We start from the raw sequence: 17,705 nt of genomic DNA on the forward strand, positions 1-17,705 counted from the left end.
CTTGCTTAGGTTTGTATATATAAACTACATAATTATCAGATAGAAGGTGCCAAATAAAGCGCATATGCACATAAATCCAGCATCAACCGATAAAAATTGTAGCTAGCCGAAACCATCAATCGAACAATTCATTTATGTTCGAAAATATTTTCTTGCTGCAATATCCTTATGTAAAACGAGTGAAAGTACAGATTGGATCTGACGATTTCCCTTTATTCTACCTTCGGCATTTGTTTTAGATATTCTAAAGATCTTTTTTTTGCCTCGCTATTAAGCTATCAAAAATACCTCTTGAAAGGTAAAGTAGTTTCCTACGAATATAAAAAATCCCTTCAAAAGCTATAAGGAAATTCTAATTTAGTCAGGTAAATGTAAAAGACGCCCTGGCAATGAGAATCTTCACCTCACTATTTTCCTTGCTCTTCTTTTTTCCTGTTTTCCTGTATAGCCAGCAGTCCTATCAGTTGGAGTTCCAATCCTACTCCATAGACCCACCCATCAGTTTTGATACCCTCGACCAGGGAGAGATCATTCTTGCCCATCAGATTTTCGATACTAATATAGGGAAAGAGAGTACGGCTCTCACCTACCTTACGGCACAAGCAGACACTTTTTGGACCCGGAGCTTTCCGGATTTCAGGGCTCAGGAAATACTGCAGGATTCAAGTGGATTTATTCTGGCAGGAAATGGGCTGCTGAAAGTAGATGTCCAGGGGATTTTGAACTGGGCATTTTCCTATGGAAGGAATATTCTGGCCCTGGCTTTGGATGGGCAAAATGGATATCTGATTGGCGGCTCAAACTTCCTCGCACGTATCGATGCCAATGGGAGCATCCTCTGGGCAAAAGATTTGCCCCTACTCATTGAAAAGATTATCCTGAGCAAAGATGGAAATTTTGCTGCAGCTGGCAGTTCTAATTTTGGTCAGGGTTTTCCGACCCTCCTCAGCTTCGATGTACAAGGCAATATCCTTTTTGCGTATGAATATATCGACACACATCCACAGGCGCTTGGAACAGCCGTAGATATCGTACAGGGCATCGATTCCACCTATTACCTGGCTGCGAATATCACCAGCACAAGCTTTGTCAATGAAGCTGCGGTCCTAAAAACCCGTTCGGGTGGAGAGTTGATCTGGCTGGCAAAAGGAGGACTAGTAAGTGGCAATGATAAATGGCTTTATTCCCTTAGCCTGGATGAAGAACAAAAATTGTATCTGGGTGGAAGAGGCGGAAGTTTTATGGGGGGACTCAACGGACGTATTCCTTTTATCGCAAAAATTGATTCTTCAGGAAGTCCTGAAATTGCCAAAGAAATCCTCTATGCAGGTTCGGCTAAACAAGTGAATGTGAAAGGAGATAAACTTTGGGTAGCAGGTTCTTATGACATTGAATTCTCAGGCAAAGAATATTTTGCCCTCTTCGATACCAGTCTCAGGTATTGCTCCTTTAGCAATTCTTCTGGCCTGACTGGCTTTACCAAAAGCAATGCTGTCAGTAGAAACAATCTCAGCCTCACCCCTGCCAACCTTAGCATTTCCCCTGGCCCGCTCAGTTTTTCCAGAAATCTTTCCATTCCCTTTCTAAAAGGGTGTTTTTCTTGTGGGGATTCGGCGATAGCAGCTTTTAGCCATGAAATAAATGGAAATAGCATCAGCTTTCAGGACAGTTCCACATCAGCACTGGAATGGTTTTGGGATTTCGGAGATGGAAATAGTACAAACCAACAGAATCCTTCACATACTTATGCCAGCGCGGGAAGTTATGAAGTTTGTCTAAGTGTGGGGAATGCCTGCGGAACAGCAACTTTCTGCGATAGTGTTTCTCTTTGGCGCACTTCTCGTTTCCCCGAAGAGGAAACATTTCGTCTACTCCTTTCCCCAAATCCAGCAAGAGATATTGTAAAGATTCAGATAGAAGCCGCGACATTTGATACCTACCAAATCAGTCTGATAAGTATAGAAGGCAAAAGGCTCAAGACCTTTTCCTCTGGCTTACAGAATGAAATAGAATTGAATATTAGTGAATACCCGGGCGGCATATATTTGTTGGAAGTAAAGTCGTCAGCAGGCAACAAACACTTACAGAAGTTTATTATTGATGTCGCTAAGTAGAAGGGGCCTTAGGAAAGTATCTCTTTGAGAGTTTCCAGCCCCAACTTTCTCCCACATAGAATCAGCACCACGGTTTTTCCTTTGAATCGATGCTTCTGTTGTAATAAAGAAGCAACTGACAGAGCCGCTGCGCCTTCGACCATGAAGTAATGCTTTTCCAGCAAGAAGCGCAGTCCGGCTCTGATTTCTTCTTCAGAAACCACGATATAATCATCCACCCATGCTTTGCACATATCAAAGGTGATACTATCCGGTTCCATTCCTCCTGCCGTCCCGTCCGAGAGCGTAGGCAATGATTCCAGCTCAAGAATTTTATCTGCTTTGACAGACTCGTACATGACGGCAGAGTTGGCAGGTTGGCAGCCGATTACTTCTACTTCTGGCTTCTGTGCCTTGAGGTAGCCTGCTATACCTGAAATCAAGCCTCCTCCTCCTACAGGAACGAGAACACTATCCATTTCGGGTACTTGCTCTTCGAGTTCCACTCCTATGGTTCCCTGACCTGCCACGATTTCTCTGTCATTATAAGGGGAAAGGAAAAGTCGCCCTTCTTCTTCGGCAACTCTTTTAGCTTCCAATTCAGCATCTACAGAGTCTTTCCCGAAAAACTCGAGATCAACTTTGTACATGCGCATCATTTCGACTTTGGTTTTTGCAGCAGTGGGGGGTAGGTAAATGCTTCCTTTGCAATTGAGTTTGTCTGCTATATAGGCGAATGCAGAGCCGTGATTGCCCGTGGAAGCGGTGATAACACCTTTTGTTTTTTCTTCATCGGAAAGGGAGAGAACCTTATTGGTGGCTCCTCTCAATTTAAATGAACCCGTAATCTGAAGATGTTCCAGTTTGAGCCAGACTTCTGCCTCACACATCTTGCTGAGATAAGGAGAATACTCTACGGGAGTTCGGAGAATGTAGGGATCAATGCGTTGATTGGCGACTTGGATATCTGAGAGAATGTTCATCTGTACAGGTCTAGGGATAGAAATCCCAAGCTAAGATTTTTTAGCCGTATCTCACAGACTTCATAGCCTTAGACTGCACTAAATCTTTCGACCCAGGCAGGTTTACATCTTTCGACCAGACAGGGGAATAAAAACACTCCGGCAATAGCCATAACCAGTAAGATAATGGCTGCCGGATGAGTCTTGGTGTGCTTACGTAGGGACGTTTTCGAATCTGAGAATGTTTGTTGTTTTGTTTGCATTGTAGCCGCTTGGAAATTTGGATTAGCAGCTGCGAATAGGGCAGATTCTTCATGCTGTGATTGTTCTGCGGTAGGGCCAGGACCGATCCTTCCGGCAGCTTGGCTGGCGGGTAGGTGGAAAATCATGGTGATCGACAATACTGTCAAGATCTTTACGAGAGCTTGCATGTGTGTTACGTTAAGCGATGATTACAAGGATTACGAGCGAAAATCCACATCAAAAGCCTCTGAAATAAACTAGTATTTCAAAACGCATAAGACTTTTTAATGGGTTGAGTTTTTAAGTGTAGCTTGACCATCAGTTGATCAGACTGATTGGTAGCGAGATCCAAATGAAAATAACGAGTGTTTCTGGTTACAGTATTCGTGTTTGTAGGGGTATATGACAAATGTACGTGCCTTCTCAATATGATGTTCTACCGGATTTCCAGTAGAATTTTTCCTTTGGCCCTCCGACTCTCCTGATATTCCTGCGCTTTTTCTACTTCATCCATGCTATATTCCCTATCAATAATCGGCCTCAATTGCCCCCTTTCAATCATTTTACCCAATACATCCAGGTCCTTTGTCAAAGATTTAACTATAACAACTTTGGCCTTTTTCCTCGATAAAAAACTAAGAAATTCCAGAAAAAAGTTTTGAGGACTCGGAATAGTTGAAACATAGGAGCCGGAAGAAGTCAACAAATGTTTTGTTTTCAGAAAAGATTGATTCCCATAGATATCATAAAAGAGATGGAAGCGAGCCTCATTATGCAAAATATTCCCTTTGGTATAATCAATCACCTCATCTGCCCCCAATGCTTTCAGCCGATCCACATTGCGGTAGCTACAAGTCGCTGTAATCTTTGCTCCCAAAGCTTTAGCTATTTGGATAGCATAAACCCCAACTCCTCCCGAAGCTCCATGTAAATAGACCTTTTGTCCTGCTTTAAGATTTGCCAAATCTCTCATGCCTTGTAAAGCCGTCAAAGCGGCCAGGGGAAGGGAAGCAGCTTCTTTGAAATTTAGTCCCACAGGTTTTAGCCCGATCTCAGTTGCTTTGATAGCGATAAACTCTGCATAAGCTCCCCCTTTCAAGGTTTTGCTCATACCGTAAACTTCCTGCCCAATTTCAAATGCTTGAACGGATGCGCCTTTCTCTACGATCTTCCCGCTAAAATCTGATCCCGGAATTCGGGGAAACTTATTCCCCGTAGCAATTCGGGCCCTCCCTTTTCTGATTTCACAATCAATAGGGTTCAAAGCAGCAGCATGCACTTCTACCAGGACTTCATCTGCTTTTATCTTTGGTTGGGGAATGTCTGCAAGTTCCAGTACACCTGGATCGCCATATTTTCTATAAACAACAGCTTTCATGTTTGGGCTTAGTTGACAACATTGCTGGGACTTCCACTTTGAAAGTTCTCAAGATTATCGGCAGCGATCTGGATCAGTCTTGCCCGACATTCTCGGGTTCCCCATGCATTATGAGGAGTGATGATGCAGTTCTTTGCATGGATGAGGGGATTATCCATACTGGGAGGTTCCTGATGTAAAACATCCAGACCAGCTGCTCGAATCCTCCCGCTATTCAAGGCTTCCGCCAGATCAGCTTCCTGGACCAGGGCTCCTCTGCCTGTATTGATTAATATGGAGGTGGATTTCATCAAAGCCAGTTTCTCTGCATTTATAAATTCTCGATTCTCAGCTGTCAGGGGACAATGCAGACTGATGACATCACTTTCCGCAAACACCTCATCCATACTTCGCATCTCAACTCCCTCTACATTTTTAGAACTTCTGTTGTAGGCGATCACTTTCATCCCAAATCCCTGAGCAAGCCGAGCTGTAGTCTTTCCAATTCTCCCAAGGCCAATGATTCCCATTGTCTTTCCCCAAAGTTCTATCATAGGCTTTCGCTGATAGGTCCAATCCGGCGAATTTGTCCATCCTCCACTTCTCACATCTGCATCATGCACAGCCACATGATTTGCCAACCCCAGCAAAAAGGCAAACACATGCTGAGCAACCGATTCTGAAGCATAGCCGGCAGCATTGCAAACCGGAATTCCTCTTTCTCGAGCTGCAAAAGTATCTACCGTATTGTAGCCCGTTGCTAAAATTCCTATGTACTTCAGTTTGGGTAATTGTGCGAGTGTTTCTCTGCTAATTGGGGCTTTATTGATCAGGATAGCATCGGCATCTTTAGACCTGGAAAGGATTTCCGCTCGCTTACTTCTGGGATAAACTTCAAATTCACCCAGCCGTTCAAATGCTTCCCAGCTCAGATCTCCATGGTTGACGGTATGGCCATCCAAAACAACTATTTTCATAAGAAGTAATATTCAAAGTGTAACAAAGTCCTGAAGCAGGCGTTAAGAATTAGGCTAAGATATTTTATATTTATCTTATAGCACATAAGCTAGTTTAATAAATTTGTAGAGTTGGGGTAAGAATGCGAATTCTATGAGACGCAATCCCTAAAACCTATGCCCAAAACGGAAATCAGCCTAAGAGAGCTGTTACTTATTTTTCTATTTATCCTTCCCTTTCCTATGCCTGCACAGGATGTCTATTTGGACAGTCTGAGATCAGCCTTTTATGCAGAAAGACAGGATTCTCTGAAATGGGAATTCAGCAAAGACATTGCACATAGATTTTTGAGGAGCAATCTCGATTCGGTCCTGCATTGGAACCTCAAAGGGCATGAGATTGCTCTTGCATCCAGAAACAAAGGCCTACTCGGCAATAGCTACCACCGGCTTGGTCTGGCCTATTATACACAGGGCGAATACCAGCAATCCCTGAAACATTTCAACACAGCAATCACCCTATTTGGAGAGATCGGTGATGAGGAAAGGCTTCATTATTCCGAATTTGAGATGGCTCAGGTTTATCGAGAGCAAGGCGCTTATGAAGATGCCAGGAAATACATAGATCAATTTTATCAATTCTATAAAAGTAAGGATGATGGTCGTCGAATGGTCATAGCCATGACCAGTTATGGAACCCTATTCGAAAAATTGGAGGAGAGCGATTCGGTTTTGCATTATAGTGAGAAAGCTTTGGAGATCGCTTTAGCCTATGAGGAAAAAGATTATGTAAATCTCCTATATACAAATTTAGCTGCTGCTTATTATTACGAAGCGCAATTTGACAAAGCCCTTGATTATAGCAAGAAGGCCCGAAAACTGGCTATCGAACAAGATGATCGAGCGACTCTCTATTATGCCGATTTTGTGATGGGGGCTGTATTTGGTGATAGAAATCAAACAGATAGTAGTCTGTTCCACTACCATTCTGCCCTGGATTTTGCTCGAGCGTATGGAGAATTGAAGTTGGAGGTAGAAATGACGGAGCTTCTCGCCCAGCAATATGAAAAGAAAAGGGATTTCCCTAATGCCTATCGTTACCAAAAGGAGGCCAAAAGCCTGGGCGATTCATTGGCACAGAAGAAGTATGATAAACAAGCCTCCGAACTCAATATCAAATACGAAACTCAGCAGAAGGAAACCCAAATAGCCTTACAGGAAGCAGCCCTTAACAAAGCAGCTTATCGACGGAATCTGATTTTACTTCTGGGGCTGGTGATTTTATCCCTGGCTGGAGCTGGCTTTATTATCTATCGAATTCGTCAGAGTACCCGCCAAAAACTGATTGAAACCGAACTAAAAAATCAGCAAAAAGAAGCAGGTAGATTGAAAGAACTGGATCAGCTGAAGAGCCACTTTTTCGCCAATATCAGCCATGAATTCCGAACGCCCCTGAGTTTGATCCTGGGGCCGCTACAAGAAATGCGCAAAGGAAGTCTGAAAGGAGATATGCGAAGTTTTCAGGACCTTATGATCAGGAATGGAGAAAGACTCCTTAGCCTCGTCAATCAATTGCTGGAACTCTCAAAACTCGAGTCCGGGCAACTCAAACTTCAGCCCAAAGCGGGAGATGTCAATCGATTTATCCGAACCATGGTGCACTCTTTTGAGAGCTTGGCCCTAAAGAAAGAAATAAGCTTTCAAACCAGCTTTAATCCAGAGCCTGTTCTGGCCTATTTCGATCCAGACAAATTGGAAAAGATCATTAGCAACCTCCTTTCCAATGCATTTAAGTTTAGCCCGCAGGGAGGGGAAGTCAGTTTTAGGCAAAACCTACTTCCCTCTCAGGATGCAGGGCAAGTTCGGCTTGAATGTATCATCACAGATAACGGCCCCGGAATCAAGGAAGAGGAAATGGAGTTTGTTTTCCAACGCTTTTATACGAAAAGTGCTGACGAAAGCAAGCAGGAAGGCATAGGAATCGGACTAGCTCTGGCACGGGAACTGGTCGAATTGTTTGAAGGAGAAATCCGGCTGGAGAGTGAGGAAGGCAAAGGAAGCAGTTTTCAGGTCCTACTTAATTTGCCCAAAGCTCATGTGGAAGAAATTCCGAACATTGAAGAAAAGGAGAATACCCCTCCCCTGATTTCAGCTTCAGAAATCAGCAAGTCAAAGGACATCCTTTATGCAGAAAAACCGCTGCTCCTGATTGTGGAAGACAATGCAGATATGCGTCTATATCTCTGGGAACAGCTCAAAGATCCCTACCAAATTATCAGCGCATCAAGTGCAGAGGAAGGGCTAAGGCTAGCCAAAAACCAAATCCCGGACCTTATCATTAGTGACTGGATGCTGCCGGGCATGGAAGGCACAGAACTTATCCATGAAATTCGCTCTGATTTCAAAACCAGCCATGTCCCGGTGATTATGCTTACGGCAAAATCAAGTCAGGAAGATCTAATGGAAGGAATCCAGAAAGGAGCAGATGCTTTTGTCAGCAAACCTTTCGAAGCAGATGAACTGAAACTCCGCATAGAAAAGCTCATCGAGCAAAGGAAAAATTTGCAAGAAGTTTATAGTAAAATTGCGGAGTCAGGTGCAATTCAAATCACAGCGCAAGAAGTAGAGTCTCAGGAAGAAGCCTTCCTCCGAAAACTGCTTAAAATCATAGAGGCAGAATTGGACAATGAAGCATACAGCATTCCCGAAATGAGCAAAGAAATCGGGATGAGTCGGAGTCAGTTGCATCGAAAACTCAAGGCACTCACGGATAAATCTCCCTCTGCTTTTTTGCGTTCCGTCAGATTGCAACATGCCCATGAATTGCTTCGTCAAAAATCTGGAAATATCTCTGAGATTGCATTGCAGGTAGGGATCCCCAACCTCTCATATTTTTCCCGCGTCTTCAGTGAACAATTTGGATATCCACCCAGCGAAATCCTACAAAACAGCTAAAAACTGCTCATTTAGTACAAATTGCAACATAAGTAAAAACAATTGAGTCATAGAGAAAAGTCTCTATTGCTCCTCATGTCTAGCTTTGTATCGTTCCATTAAGCTTAAAAGGATCACTGCTTACTTTAACTCAAGCATTTAAATACAAACAACAAAAACAGACATGAACAACATCCGACTGGGAGATATAGCTCCCGATTTTGAAGCAGTAAGTACAGAAGGCAGAATTAAGTTTCACGAATGGTTAGGGGAAAGCTGGGGAATTCTTTTTTCACATCCGGCGGACTTCACCCCCGTTTGCACCACAGAACTGGGAATGCTGGCCAAGTATAAAGAGAAGTTTTCCAAACGCAATGTAAAGGTACTGGCAGTGAGTGTAGATCCTTTGGGTAGTCATCACATTTGGATACAGGATATAAATGAAACCCAAAACACCCAGGTCAATTTTCCTTTACTTGCCGACCCGGATCGAAAAGTAGCTGAACTTTACGGCATGATCCACCCCAACGCCCAAAATAATATGACGGTACGCAATGTCTTTGTCATTGCTCCTGATAAAAGCGTGAAATTGATCCTGATTTACCCCGCTGCTACCGGTAGAAATTTCGATGAACTCCTGAGGGTCATTGATTCTTTACAATTGACCAGCTATGAAAAAGTCGCGACTCCTGCAAACTGGAAAGAGGGCGAAGACTGTGTTATCCTGCCTTCTGTCCCGGCCGAAGAGCTGGCAAAAACTTTCCCTAAAGGCTATACAGAAATCAAATCCTATTTACGGACAACCCCTCAGCCCAATACCTAACAGGAACATCGGATTTGCTTTAATCTTCAATTGATGCGAATCCACTGATCATAAATAGATTCGCTAAAGCTGTACGGGAACCTTCGGGTTCCCGTTTTCTTTGCATTATTTTTAGACACAATCCGGAATAAAGCCTAACTTCCTGTAAGGAAAAGCTATGTCTACTACTCTTACACAAAAAAACTACCTCGGATATGGCCTGGGAGATTTTGGGCAGAATATCCTCTTCCAGTCATCCATCATTTATCTGGGGAAATTCTATACTGATATAATTGGTATTGATCCGGCCTGGATAGCTGGTCTATTTCTACTGGCGAGACTTTGGGACGGGATCAATGATCCTATCATGGGATTTCTGGCCCAAAGAACTCATAGCAAATGGGGAAGTTATCGGCCCTACCTGCTTTGGGCAGCATTTCCGCTCGCCTTGAGCATGTTCCTGCTTTTTTATGTTCCTGAATTTCTGGAGGATTACAAATATGCCTATGTAGCGATCAGTTACCTCTTCTTTGGTATGGCATTTACTGCCTATAATGTCCCTTACGGAACCCTGACTGCTGTCATGAGCCCTGATTACCATGAAAGAGGCAAACTGACCGGATACCGCATGAGCTTTGCCATGTTGGGAGGTATCATTGGAGCAACCCTGATCTTGCCGACCGTAAAAGCTTTTGGAGGGGGAAGAGAAGCCTACGCATGGACGGGAGCTTTATTTGGGGGCATCATTTTGTTGACTTCCTTAGGGAGTTTCTTTAGTGTAAAAGAAACGGAGCGAATTTCCTTTCAAAAAGGTTTGGGCTTTGGTAAAGGATTAGCTGTCTTGCGGAAAAATTATCCCTTTTGGTTGCTGTCTATCTGTTTTGCTGCATGTTTTGCTGCCTATGCAGTTTTTGCTACTTCAGTCCCTTATTATTGTCAGTATGTTTTGGGGAATGAGGATTTGGCATCCTGGATACTCTTGGCTTTGACCGGCATAACTGCACTGGGAATTCCATTCTGGTCCTGGCTTTCTCCTAAACTCGGAAAGCGCATGATCTTTCTCATAGGTGCGATTGCCTATATCCTGGCCTATATTGGCTTATACTATCTCCCCTCCTTACCCCAAAATCTTATCTATCCCCTCATGGTCGTCCACGGTATCGGAAATGCCGCAGCTGTCTATACCAGTTGGGCCATACTCCCCGACACCATAGAATACGGCCAGTGGAAAGGAGGCGATAGAGTCGAGGGCCTGAGTTATGGAATTTATGGCTTCTGTTTTAAAGCAGGTCTGGGACTGGGTGGAGCACTGGCCCTCAGCATGCTGGATAGCTCCGGATATATCCCCGGTGCAGAACAAACAGCAGCTGTTAAAAACAGTTTGTCTCAATTGGTCAGTTTGATCCCGATGGTATTGATCCTTCTTGCAGCAATTGCGCTTTGGTTTTATCCGATTGATGCGGAGATGCATAAGAAGATTAGAGAAGAGGTGTTGTAGTGTTGTGGGGTTATAGTTGTGCTGACACAAAAATTGTGAGCGCAAATTCCGCATTCCCCAAACTACAACACTAAAAAACTATAACACTGCTTTCCCCTTACTCTTCAACCCTTATCACCTTTCCCCCAATAAAAGGAATCCCCTCTTCACTAATCCCTTCTACCCAAATCAGAAATTCCTGCGCGCGATCGCCCACAAAAAAGTCCAGACTGGCCGCTTCATCTTTGATGCGGATGTCAGGATTCCAATATAAGGTGGTTCTCAGGTCGGGAAGATCAGGCCCCTCTTTTTCAATATCGTAATTGGGTGCATAAAACTCGCGGGCCTGGTAAAAGCCGGGATGCTCCAGATTCATGACTCCTTTGATGCGGGTTTCTGCAGCCATGAGATTTCTTTGTTTATCTGGATCACGAGAGGTAACAATAATTACGCCTCCAGCTCCCTGAATCCCCCATAAAGCTGTAGCCTGAATGCCCTGAAGTCGATCTATTACCAGAATCTGATTGGCCTGGATCATAGCAGCCCGGGCATCGCTTATGGGAGCTCCATCCAGCACGATCAAAGCAGGAAGAGCCTCTCCCGTCAAACCGGTACTTCTCCCTAAATAAACCTTTACTTCCGAGCCAATTTTTTCAACCCGTACTCCCGGCACAATTGACTGCATCACTCCATAAAAATCCCGATAGATTTGGCCTTCTTTCGGAAAATCATCCAAATAAACTTTAGGAGTTGAGGAAAGCATAAACATGCCTCTTTGTTTGTACAAATCTTTTAATTCCTGTCGACGTTTTTGATACAGGTTTCTTCTTCCTTCTATTTCGACAGCCTCCAAGGTCAAATTATAGGTCGCATTGAAGAGGGAATCCAGATTATTGATTTCCTCAATTTCTTCTTTGAGTTCGGAGACTTCACCTTCGGAACTCTGTAAAACAGGACTGTTTTTTAAACTGATTTCTTCTACTAAATCCATCTCATGAAACTTCATCAGGCTGATATCTACATTCTTGTTTCCGATCCTTCGAGCTTCTCCTTTCTTTAGTTTCCGTTCTTTCTTTTTCGAATTAAATTCATTGGCCTGCAAAAGAATACTGGTCGTATCTGTAAAATCAAATCCGCTAAAATAGAAAACACCATCTTCTTCTGTAGTAAGGTTGAGGGCAGCAAATTGATCCCCGGATAGAATGTTGAAAAACACATCTGCCTTTAGCACTTTATCGGAATTATGCTGAGTGATTTTCCCTACTATGCTGATCTTTTCTTCTGTGGGGAATACCAAATCCGGAGATTCTCCTGCCAGAACAGAGGTCCAGGAAAAGCGTCTCCAGCCATGCGTCATCATGAGATGATCCAGCAAGAGTTGACTTCGCAAATCATGATCCTTAAAGTATTGGCCGATATTCTGAATCCGGCCTTTGAGGTCTGATTGCAAAAGAAGATAGCTTTCTATATCCAGCCCATCCTTGAGACTCTTTTGATAAGAAAGATCATACACACTTAGGGAAAGCTGAGAGGGCTTTATCTCCCCAGCTGAAGTACTTGATACGCGCAACTGGGCTTTCTCTCTTTTCGCGAACTCATCCTTTATAACTTCTAGCTGAACCTTTATTTGTTCGCCGGGATTGCGATTAAAAATCAAGCGCTCACAATGAGATCTGTTTTCCTGATCAAATAGGCTAAAGTGAAGAACACCTGATGGAATTTCAGATTTTTTAAGCAGCAATTCTTTTTGCCTGCCTTCCTGAAATGACTGGGAGAAGAAAAGCTGTCCTCGTACATGAGCCAACAAACTTCCTCCCTTTAATCCTCCATCCAGGGTACTTTGAAGTTTGATTCGTATAAATTCAGGATCCAGATTATCGACTGCCAGGCTCATTCCTTTCTCCAGACTTTGGGATAAGGGGAAATTCTTTACCTGATCACCTACCTTCACCTCCAGGGCGTATTTCTTCCCTTGTTCCGGCCTCACTTCAAAAACCCCAATGCCTTCGTGCAAGGTTTTTATCAGGGAATAGACCTCGCCTTTATTATCCTTTAAGATTCCCTCTGCATAGATATTCTCCCCCAGATCATTTTGCACCTTAAATGCTACTTTCGTCAGCAAGTCATCGACCAGATTCCCTCCTTCTGGATAAAAAGCCAGATCAAAATCACTTGCTTCAGCTTTGAGGCTATCAGTTATCAAAGAGTCTCCATCCCACAAATAGATTTCCTTTTGAAAAACATAAGCAGGATCAAAATTCTTCTGATAGCGAGTATAAGCCCTTAATAAATAAACACCACTGGGATCATCTTTCCCAGTCTTTAGATCAAAGCTTGCAGCCCCTTCTTTTATTTGAAGGCTAAGAGTTTTCAGAATTTGCTTATCCGGCCCGATCCAATCCACATACAGAATCGGAGTTGCATCAAACCAGACATGAGACCTGCCATCCAGCACATAAGCCTTTCCCCAAATGTGATCTCCGGGTACATATAGCGGCTTGTCATGACTTACATAGACTTTTTCAAGATGATGTGAGCTTTCATATTGCTCAAGCATTTCGGCGGGATCCTGCCCATACACAATAGCAGGAAGGAAGATTACCAGAAAGAGGATCTTTTTCATCTTGTGTTTTCAGATTAAAAGCGTTTAGATTAAATAATGTTTCGCAACTCAAATCTCGTTGATACGGGATTGTCTTTGCACGAAAAAAATGCGAATCACTTCTGGTGGGTGGTCTAATTTAGCATTATATCTCATATTTTTCTTATAATTTGCTCTTCTTAAAAATCCCAAGCTATTACTCATACCAAAATGCGAGTCGAATTTCTTTTTATCCTCATATTTCTTCTAGTGAGCACTCAAACTTCCGCACAGGAACCCGAATGGCAAAACCCGGAGATCTTTAGTATCAATAAAACAAAGGCCCACGCTGATTTCACTCCCTATCCGGATGAAGTTGGCGCTCTGAGTTTTGACAAAAATGCTTCTCCCTGGAGAAAGTCGCTGAATGGTAATTGGAAATTTCAATTTCTTGAGAAGCCGACAGATAAACCTTCCGATTTTTATGTGAGTTCCTATGATGATAGCAATTGGGATGTAATAGAAGTTCCCTCAAACTGGCAGATCAAAGGCTACGGCCAACCCATTTATACCAATATCAAGCACCCTTTTCCCGCAACTCCTCCTAAAGTTCCGGCTGATAAAAATGAAACCGGATTGTACAGAAGAAGTTTTGAAGTACCCGCAGACTGGGGCGACAAGCAAATCTTCCTCCAATTTGACGGGGTTCAATCCGCTTGCTATGTATACCTAAATGGCGAAATGCTTGGCTATAGCCAGGGCAGCATGACTCCCGCAGAATTTGACATCACTGCTAAAGCAAATATTGGGAACAATCAACTTTCCGTAAAGGTGATTCGCTGGTCTGATGCTTCCTATCTGGAGGACCAGGACTTCTGGCGTTTGGCCGGTATTTATCGGGATGTTTTCATTTATGCTACTCCCAAGGTTCACATCCGTGATTTCAAGATTGAGACAGATTTGGATGAAAGCTACACCCAGGGGGCATTCAAACTGGACGCATGGATTCATAATTATGGCGAAAAGAAAGCTAAAGGATTGCAGCTTCAAATGGCCCTCTACGATGAGAATAATAAAGAAGTCTTCAATGCGAGTATCCCTGCCTTGAAAAAGATCAATGCTGGAGCTGATTCCAAAGTTAAATTTGCCTGGCCGGTACCGGATGTAAACCTCTGGTCTGCAGAGACTCCTTATCTCTATACCCTGAGCCTTCAATTGTTGGACAAAAAGTTTCAGGTACTGGAAGCCATTAGTAGCAAGGTAGGATTTAGAAAAGTTGAACTTAAAGATGGGCAGTTATTGGTGAATGGAAAGGCCATTCTTTTGAAAGGAGTAAATCGCCATGAAATCGATCCGGAAAGAGGGAGAGCGGTAACTGAAGCAGGAATGATTCGGGATATCGAATTGATGAAGCAAAACAACATCAATGCAGTCCGGACATCTCACTATCCCAATCAAACCCGCTGGTACGAACTCTGCGATGAATACGGATTATACATCATCGACGAGGCCAATCTTGAGTCTCATGACTTGAGAGATCAATTGAAAACCCCTGCCAAAGACAATATATGGGAAGCCGCCTTCATTGATAGAGGGATTTCGATGGTGGAGCGGGATAAAAACTTTGCCAGTATCATCATTTGGTCTTTGGGGAATGAAACCGGTATCGGCCCCAATCTTTTTGCCATGCGCGATGCTATGGTAGCACTGGATCAGACACGCCCGATCCATTATGAAGATAGAGCCAGAATAGGCTATAGCTATACTTCGAAAAATGATTTCGATTTCCAATCTCATATGTATGCAGGAGTAGAGCATATGATTACCCTGACAGAGGAAGATCCAACGCGCCCCGTTATTTTATGTGAATACTCTCATGCCATGGGAAATAGCAATGGCAATTTTTATCAATACTGGGAAACCATAGAAGATCCCAAATATCCTCGCATACAAGGAGGCTTCATTTGGGATTGGGCGGATCAGGGCATTTTGAAAAAGACTGCAGATGGTACTGAATATTTCGCCTATGGGGGAGATTTCAATGACAAACCCAATGATGGCAACTTCTGCTTCAATGGCCTGGTTTCCTCAGACCGCACGCCTCATCCTGCTCTCGCAGAAGTAAAAAAGGTACATCAGTTTGTAGAAGTGCGTTGGGCAAATGATGAGAAGAAAGCTGTCATCATCAAGAATAAATATGAATTCCAGAACCTCAATTTCCTGAATCTGAAGTGGAGTGTCTTGAAAAATGGTGAGGTCGAAGAAACAGGATCTATCCCTGTTCTGGATATAGCTCCGGGTCAGGAAAAAGAGTTCCCTATAGCCCATTCGGTTTCTGCTTCAAAAACTGTATCTGCTGAGCATATTTTCAACTTCAGCTTTGTGCTGGGAGAAGAAGAAAAATGGGCCGACAAGGGATTTGAACTTGCCTGGGAGCAATTGGAATATGAAGGCGATAATTCTATGATGGAAATTGCTGAAAGTAGTAAGCAAATTAGCCTTCGCGAATGGGATGACCATTATCAAATCCTGAATGAAGACTTTTCCATTAGCATCGATAAGGAAACAGCTCTTTTCACCAATTGGAGCAAAGGGGATAAAGCGATCAGTATTAGTGGGCCCCATCCCAACATCTGGAGAGCGCTTGTTGATAATGACGAAGGCGGAGGCCCGCTGAGTTTTGCGAGCAGATGGAAATACTATGGCTATGATAAAGTGAATTGGGAAAAAACCAAGATTACTATTGTAGAAAATCGACAAAATGAGACAGAGATTCCTACCAGTATAGAGTTTAAGGTCAAGGGGAAATTGACGGGAGCAAAAGCGGACATTCCTGTCAGCATGAATTACCTCATCAATGGCAGTACTGGAAATGTATATGTAACGGTCAGAATAGAAGTTCCGGAAAAGGCACCTGTTTTGCCAAGGGTAGGGACATTTTGGAAAGTCCCCAAAGACATGGATCAACTGAGCTGGTATGGCCGCGGTCCTCACGAATCTTACTGGGACAGAAAACATGGCGCCCCATTGGGAATCTATGAGGGTAGCGTACGCGATCAATATTTTGAGTATGGAAGGCCTCAGGAGAATGGAAACAAAACAGATGTGAGATCGGGAAGTATTTCCGGATCAAACGGCAATGAATTAAATTTCATCAATTGGGGCGGAAGTCCACTGAATATTAGTGCTCACCATTATACCCATGAGAACCTGGAGGAAGCCAAACATCCCTACGATCTCAAAGATGCAGACTTTATCACTCTCAATATCGACCATCAACAAATGGGCGTTGGAGGAGACAATAGCTGGGAACCTCGTACACACAAAGAATTTCAGCTAAGCGAAAAAGTGTATGAATACAAATATGTGCTAAAGCTCAAGTAAGCACTCAAGACTCCGGGACCTGGCGTTCAATACCCATCAGGTCCTGGAGTACCGTTCTCAATACCTGATGTCCGCCTTCAAACATGACAAATTCATAATCAGGAAAAACCGACTCAACAACTTCTCTCTCCTGCTCCAGTTTTTCTTTCTTTAAGAAAGGGTCTTCCGATCCAACCAGAACCGTTACTTTAGAATTAGGCTTTCTAAAGGCCCATTTATCTGATGTAAGATTGGGGGGAAAGCCTCCAGCCCACATAATCATGTGATCAAAAGGAACCTGTCTTTGAACTGCCCATCTCGTAATCACACTTACTCCCTGAGAGAAGCCCATGATGCGCAAGGTATATTTTGAAAGATCCAGATGAGCCAATTCTGCCTCATACATGGAGTTTAAGTAAGTCTGTTGATTGCTTACATGTGTATCGCGTAGCTCACGGGTCGTCCAGGAGGCTCCCAGTTTGGTAAAGTTGTCAAAGTAGAAACGATCCAGACCCTGGGGAGCTATCAGAAAATGCGTATCCGGATTAAGCACATCAAAGCGTCTGAGGAAATAACGGGCCATCTGTCCATATCCATGACAAATGATCCAAATCTCTTTTGTGTTCTCATTGATCTCGCCCTGGGTATAGTAAGGGGCTTCTATTTGAAAGCTCAATACTTTTTCTGTCATTCCTTTATTCGATGATGGCTCTGGCATTTCTTCAATCTTTTGGGTAGCAAATCTCCGCAATTACGCAAAAATCTCCTATTGCAAGCTAGCTAAGAGTTAACCTGAGAAAGAGAGTTTTGTTAATCTGCTGGCTAACAGTCAATTACATCAATTCAATTCGATTTTTCGTAATACACATCCCACTTATACAGAAAAACAGGCCTTCAATTCCCCTTTTTACCCCCTTTCGGACAGAATATTACACCG

At 43.3% G+C, this 17,705-nt stretch carries 11 protein-coding genes; 5 read left to right on the forward strand and 6 right to left on the reverse strand.

Annotated features, from left to right (window positions below; genetic code table 11):
• Nucleotides 1–389 precede the first annotated feature (389 nt).
• Nucleotides 390–2,114: a PKD domain-containing protein gene (locus R8P61_21800; GenBank protein MDW3649720.1), complete on the forward strand. Its 1,725-nt coding sequence runs from the start codon at nt 390–392 to the stop codon at nt 2,112–2,114.
• Nucleotides 2,115–2,122: 8 nt separating this feature from the next.
• Here R8P61_21800 and R8P61_21805 read toward each other — a convergent pair whose 3' ends face one another.
• The 4 genes from R8P61_21805 to R8P61_21820 form a co-directional block, all read right to left on the reverse strand.
• Nucleotides 2,123–3,076 (reverse strand): threonine/serine dehydratase, encoded by a 954-nt coding sequence (locus tag R8P61_21805; GenBank protein ID MDW3649721.1) that lies wholly within the window; start codon nt 3,074–3,076, stop codon nt 2,123–2,125.
• Between the two features lie 68 nt (nt 3,077–3,144).
• Nucleotides 3,145–3,318, reverse strand: a complete 174-nt coding sequence (locus R8P61_21810; protein ID MDW3649722.1) for a hypothetical protein — start codon at nt 3,316–3,318, stop codon at nt 3,145–3,147.
• Nucleotides 3,319–3,734: 416 nt separating this feature from the next.
• Nucleotides 3,735–4,676, reverse strand: coding sequence for an NAD(P)-dependent alcohol dehydrogenase (locus R8P61_21815; GenBank protein MDW3649723.1), 942 nt, complete (start codon nt 4,674–4,676; stop codon nt 3,735–3,737).
• Nucleotides 4,677–4,684: 8 nt separating this feature from the next.
• On the reverse strand, nt 4,685–5,632 hold the full coding sequence (locus R8P61_21820; protein MDW3649724.1) for a D-2-hydroxyacid dehydrogenase: 948 nt from the start codon (nt 5,630–5,632) through the stop codon (nt 4,685–4,687).
• Between the two features lie 156 nt (nt 5,633–5,788).
• Here R8P61_21820 and R8P61_21825 point away from each other — a divergent pair, with 156 nt between their 5' ends.
• The 3 genes from R8P61_21825 (at nt 5,789) to R8P61_21835 (ending at nt 10,845) form a co-directional block, all read left to right on the forward strand.
• Nucleotides 5,789–8,566: a response regulator gene (locus tag R8P61_21825; GenBank protein MDW3649725.1), complete on the forward strand. Its 2,778-nt coding sequence runs from the start codon at nt 5,789–5,791 to the stop codon at nt 8,564–8,566.
• 163 nt (nt 8,567–8,729) lie between these two features.
• Complete coding sequence (locus R8P61_21830; GenBank protein MDW3649726.1) at nt 8,730–9,368, forward strand: peroxiredoxin; 639 nt, start codon at nt 8,730–8,732, stop codon at nt 9,366–9,368.
• A 157-nt stretch (nt 9,369–9,525) separates the two neighbouring features.
• Nucleotides 9,526–10,845, forward strand: coding sequence for an MFS transporter (locus R8P61_21835; GenBank protein MDW3649727.1), 1,320 nt, complete (start codon nt 9,526–9,528; stop codon nt 10,843–10,845).
• Between the two features lie 97 nt (nt 10,846–10,942).
• Here R8P61_21835 and R8P61_21840 read toward each other — a convergent pair whose 3' ends face one another.
• Nucleotides 10,943–13,447, reverse strand: coding sequence for a hypothetical protein (locus tag R8P61_21840; protein ID MDW3649728.1), 2,505 nt, complete (start codon nt 13,445–13,447; stop codon nt 10,943–10,945).
• Nucleotides 13,448–13,675: 228 nt separating this feature from the next.
• Between R8P61_21840 and R8P61_21845 the strand changes: the two genes are divergently transcribed.
• On the forward strand, nt 13,676–16,789 hold the full coding sequence (locus R8P61_21845; protein ID MDW3649729.1) for a glycoside hydrolase family 2 TIM barrel-domain containing protein: 3,114 nt from the start codon (nt 13,676–13,678) through the stop codon (nt 16,787–16,789).
• A gap of 4 nt (nt 16,790–16,793) precedes the next feature.
• Here R8P61_21845 and R8P61_21850 read toward each other — a convergent pair whose 3' ends face one another.
• Nucleotides 16,794–17,486 carry a hypothetical protein gene (locus tag R8P61_21850; protein ID MDW3649730.1) on the reverse strand — a complete coding sequence of 231 codons (693 nt, stop codon included), beginning with the start codon at nt 17,484–17,486 and terminating at the stop codon, nt 16,794–16,796.
• Between the last annotated feature and the right edge of the window lie 219 nt (nt 17,487–17,705).

The organism is Bacteroidia bacterium, assembly GCA_033391075.1.
Lineage (GTDB): Bacteria > Bacteroidota > Bacteroidia > J057 > J057 > JAWPMV01.

Coding starts and splice junctions, on each gene's coding strand:
- R8P61_21805 (MDW3649721.1), bottom strand. CDS start 3,076: ATGAACATTCTCTCAGATATCCAAGTCGCCAATCAACGCATTGATCCC.
- R8P61_21835 (MDW3649727.1), top strand. CDS start 9,526: ATGTCTACTACTCTTACACAAAAAAACTACCTCGGATATGGCCTGGGA.
- R8P61_21830 (MDW3649726.1), top strand. CDS start 8,730: ATGAACAACATCCGACTGGGAGATATAGCTCCCGATTTTGAAGCAGTA.
- R8P61_21815 (MDW3649723.1), bottom strand. CDS start 4,676: ATGAAAGCTGTTGTTTATAGAAAATATGGCGATCCAGGTGTACTGGAA.
- R8P61_21850 (MDW3649730.1), bottom strand. CDS start 17,486: ATGCCAGAGCCATCATCGAATAAAGGAATGACAGAAAAAGTATTGAGC.
- R8P61_21820 (MDW3649724.1), bottom strand. CDS start 5,632: ATGAAAATAGTTGTTTTGGATGGCCATACCGTCAACCATGGAGATCTG.
- R8P61_21810 (MDW3649722.1), bottom strand. CDS start 3,318: ATGCAAACAAAACAACAAACATTCTCAGATTCGAAAACGTCCCTACGT.
- R8P61_21800 (MDW3649720.1), top strand. CDS start 390: ATGAGAATCTTCACCTCACTATTTTCCTTGCTCTTCTTTTTTCCTGTT.
- R8P61_21840 (MDW3649728.1), bottom strand. CDS start 13,447: ATGAAAAAGATCCTCTTTCTGGTAATCTTCCTTCCTGCTATTGTGTAT.
- R8P61_21825 (MDW3649725.1), top strand. CDS start 5,789: ATGCCCAAAACGGAAATCAGCCTAAGAGAGCTGTTACTTATTTTTCTA.